This window comes from Nitrobacter winogradskyi (genome assembly GCF_006539545.1).
Lineage (GTDB): Bacteria > Pseudomonadota > Alphaproteobacteria > Rhizobiales > Xanthobacteraceae > Nitrobacter > Nitrobacter winogradskyi_A.
The window spans coordinates 1-2,887 of the sequence record NZ_BJNF01000139.1 but is presented as its reverse complement, the minus strand read 5'-3'; the positions used below and the strand labels follow the sequence as shown (position 1 = coordinate 2,887).

General features: G+C 62.6%; 3 protein-coding genes. All 3 read right to left on the bottom strand.

Going from position 1 to position 2,887, the window contains the following annotated elements; genetic code table 11:
* On the bottom strand, window positions 1–726 hold a 726-nt coding region (locus NWI01_RS18475), incomplete at its 3' end, for an STN domain-containing protein (RefSeq protein WP_141385400.1).
* 103 nt (window positions 727–829) lie between these two features.
* The gene (locus NWI01_RS18470; RefSeq protein ID WP_141385399.1) at window positions 830–1,789 is read right to left on the bottom strand and encodes a FecR family protein; all 960 of its coding nucleotides are present in this window, start codon (window positions 1,787–1,789) and stop codon (window positions 830–832) included.
* A gap of 160 nt (window positions 1,790–1,949) precedes the next feature.
* Window positions 1,950–2,453 (bottom strand): RNA polymerase sigma factor, encoded by a 504-nt coding sequence (locus tag NWI01_RS18465; protein WP_141385398.1) that lies wholly within the window; start codon window positions 2,451–2,453, stop codon window positions 1,950–1,952.
* Window positions 2,454–2,887 lie beyond the last annotated feature (434 nt).

The following is a 2,887-nucleotide window of genomic DNA, read 5'->3' as shown; positions in this document are numbered from 1 at the left end:
AGTGCTGATCCCGATCGGGTTGGGCACGCCATCGAACTGGGATTGCATGTCGAAGCCCCGGCTGTAGTAGGAGGCGCCGTTCTCACCCCGTTCCTGCACGAACACGCCGCTGACCGTCTTCAGCGCGTCATCGACGGAAGTCATGTTGAAGTCCCGCATCTGCTGGTTCGTCACCACGGTGACGGTCTGCGGAGTCTCGCGCGGGGTGAGTTGAAACTTCGTCGCCGTCGCGGTCACGCCCGGCTTGTAGGAGTTGATTCCTTCGGTCCTGCCGGGATCGCTCGACGGCACTCCCTCCACATCAATCGTATCCAGCGCGATCGCGCCGGCGGGCGCCGCGCCGCCGGAAGTTGCCGCGCCGGGGCGCTCGATGGCGACGGTTCGCGCGTTGGTGAAGCGCCAGGTCAATCCTGAACCTTGCAGGAGCCGGGCGAGCGCCTGACCGGCCCCGATATGGCCAGAAACGCCGGAAGACCGTTTGCCGGAAGCGATCTCGGGCAGGTAGGTAATCTGCAGGCCGGCCTGCCGCCCGAATGCGGCAAGCGCGCCGGACAACGGGCCGGGCGGAATATCGAACGACGTTGCTTGCGCGGTTTGTGCCGTGGCCTGCTCAGCCATGCCCGCCATCGCGAGCCCGACGCAGGCTGTGCCCGCCGCCAATACCGCACGCAGGTAATTTGCCCTCAACCGCCGCAACACGCCGCTGTTGTCATTAAGCCGCATCATGACGCCCCTTGCCGTCGTTTCCCAAGAGGCCGACGCTCAATCAACGGCGGCCTCATGAGGTGAAACGACCGGGGCTTCCGGATTTTCTCCCCTGATCTGTTTTTTAGATCGGAGAAATGATGGTCAGCCAGGACGAGAGCTGACGAACTCTGCCGCCATAGGGATGAACGACAGCTTCAAGCGCGGTGATCGGATCGTGGAGATCGAACACGCCGCTGATCCGCTCCGCGCCGAAGCGCGGATCCGCAAACACGATACGGCCGGGCTGCCAGCGCGCGATCCTGGCCACAACGGACGAAATCGTGTCGCGCTCGGAGACGATGAGGCCGTCACGCCACGCCGCGATCTGGCCTCTCTCACGGTGACCGCGCTCGACCGCGTGAGTCTTCGCGTCCAGTGCAAGCCACTGGCCCTGCGCGAGCCTCTCGCCGAGCGCGAGAGGCGAATCCGGGGCCGCAACCTCGACGAGGCCATCATGAACCGACACGCTGATAAACCCGGCATCGCTGCTCACATCGAACGCCGTGCCTAGCGCCGTGGCCGTCATATCGTCCACCGTCGCCTGAAACGGCCGCGCGCTATCCTTCGCCACATCGAAGAACGCCATTCCGGACAAAAGCCGGACCCGCCTCAGCGACGGCATGAAGTCCGTCTGGATCGCGCTGTCGGGGCCGAGCGTGACGACGGTGCCGTCCGACAGGACGACGTTGCGCACCTCCGCCGTCGCGGTTGTGTAATCCGCCCGGAGACGAACGAGAACATCCGGCCCATAAAGCGCGCCCGCTCCAAGCACGGCAAGGCCGGCGATGCCACCCGTGATGACGGTGCGCCGCGACACCACGTTTGTCTCCTGCGCGGCCTTGCGGCGATCCTCGAGCACCTGGCCCGCCATGCCGTGGATCTCCGCGACTTCGGACCACACCGCCTCATATTCCGGCCCCCGGGCCCGCCAGCGCTGCACCAGCTCGCGCGCGACCGGGTTCGCCGGGTCGCCCTGCAAGCGAATGATGAGATCGAGCGCTTCCTCGAACAGCTTGTCGTCCTGTGAGGCCTGTTTCGTCATGCGGCTGCAAGTCCACTCACGCCGTCGCCAGGAGCTTCGCTTCTGATGAAATCAGAAGGCAAGCTCCTGGTTTTGTTTTCGCTCGAGAACGATACCGACGAGCCAAATCCGCTCTACATTATCTGGAACGAATTCAGGAGAGGGATTTTCTCCCGTCGTCCTAAATCGCGTCGTCGTTCAGGCGTTCGCGAAGATGCCGGTAGGCGCGGCGGATCAGCGTCCATGTCCGCGACGTGGAGAGCCCAAGCTCGACAGCGACCTCCGCCATGGTCTTCTCGCCCATCCGATGCATCTCGAAGGCCCGGCGGGTTTTCTCCGGCAACTCCAGCATCGCCTTGTCGACGATCTGCAAGCGCTGGCGATCATAGACGAAGGCTTCCGGCAACGGCGCGGTGTCCGCGACCTGCCGCATTTCCTCGTCCGGAAGATAGACGTTCAATATCCTGCGCTCGCGGCGCATGAGGTCTACGGAGAGATTGTGCGCCACCCGGTGCAAATAGGCCCGTGGATTATCGTCACTGCTGCTCGGCGTTGCGGTCAACAGGCGAACAAAGGCGTCCTGGGTCAAATCGGCGGCGGTGTCCGGATTATGGCCACGGCGGCGCAGGAAGCGATCGATCTCGCGCGCATGCCGCCGGAATAGATTCTGAATATCCCAGATCATGAATGCCTCGCGGCGGACGACCCACGCCAGGCAACGAAGCAAGCGAATTCCGCTCCGACGAAATCCAGTCCGTGGCGCTGAACTCCGCGATCCCGGTCGACTATGAAAACCGCAATCTCCGTCATAATGCCGATGCGTTCGCGAGAAACCAAGGCTGCCAGAATGCTGGATGCGCCCCGCCGCTTCCAGCGGCCGAGCCATAGGTGCTTTCAAATTCCCATACAACAACAATAATTTAGATGAGTTCTAGGCTGTAGTGACGATTTAACGGTTTTGGGGTTTCCACGGAGGGGCAAATCAGATTCAACGCTGATTTTTTGGAGGTCAGCGATGGATTACGATGCGCTTCGGATGATCAGTGGGAGCGGATCAAGGGTTTGTGCCGGGTGGCACCAAGGGCAAGCGTGGTCCGCGCACGGATAATTGCCGGTTTT

What these genes read in the sequence shown, in the direction of transcription:
- NWI01_RS18470 (WP_141385399.1), bottom strand. Translation starts at nt 1,789, where the DNA reads ATGACGAAACAGGCCTCACAGGACGACAAGCTGTTCGAGGAAGCGCTC.
- NWI01_RS18465 (WP_141385398.1), bottom strand. Translation starts at nt 2,453, where the DNA reads ATGATCTGGGATATTCAGAATCTATTCCGGCGGCATGCGCGCGAGATC.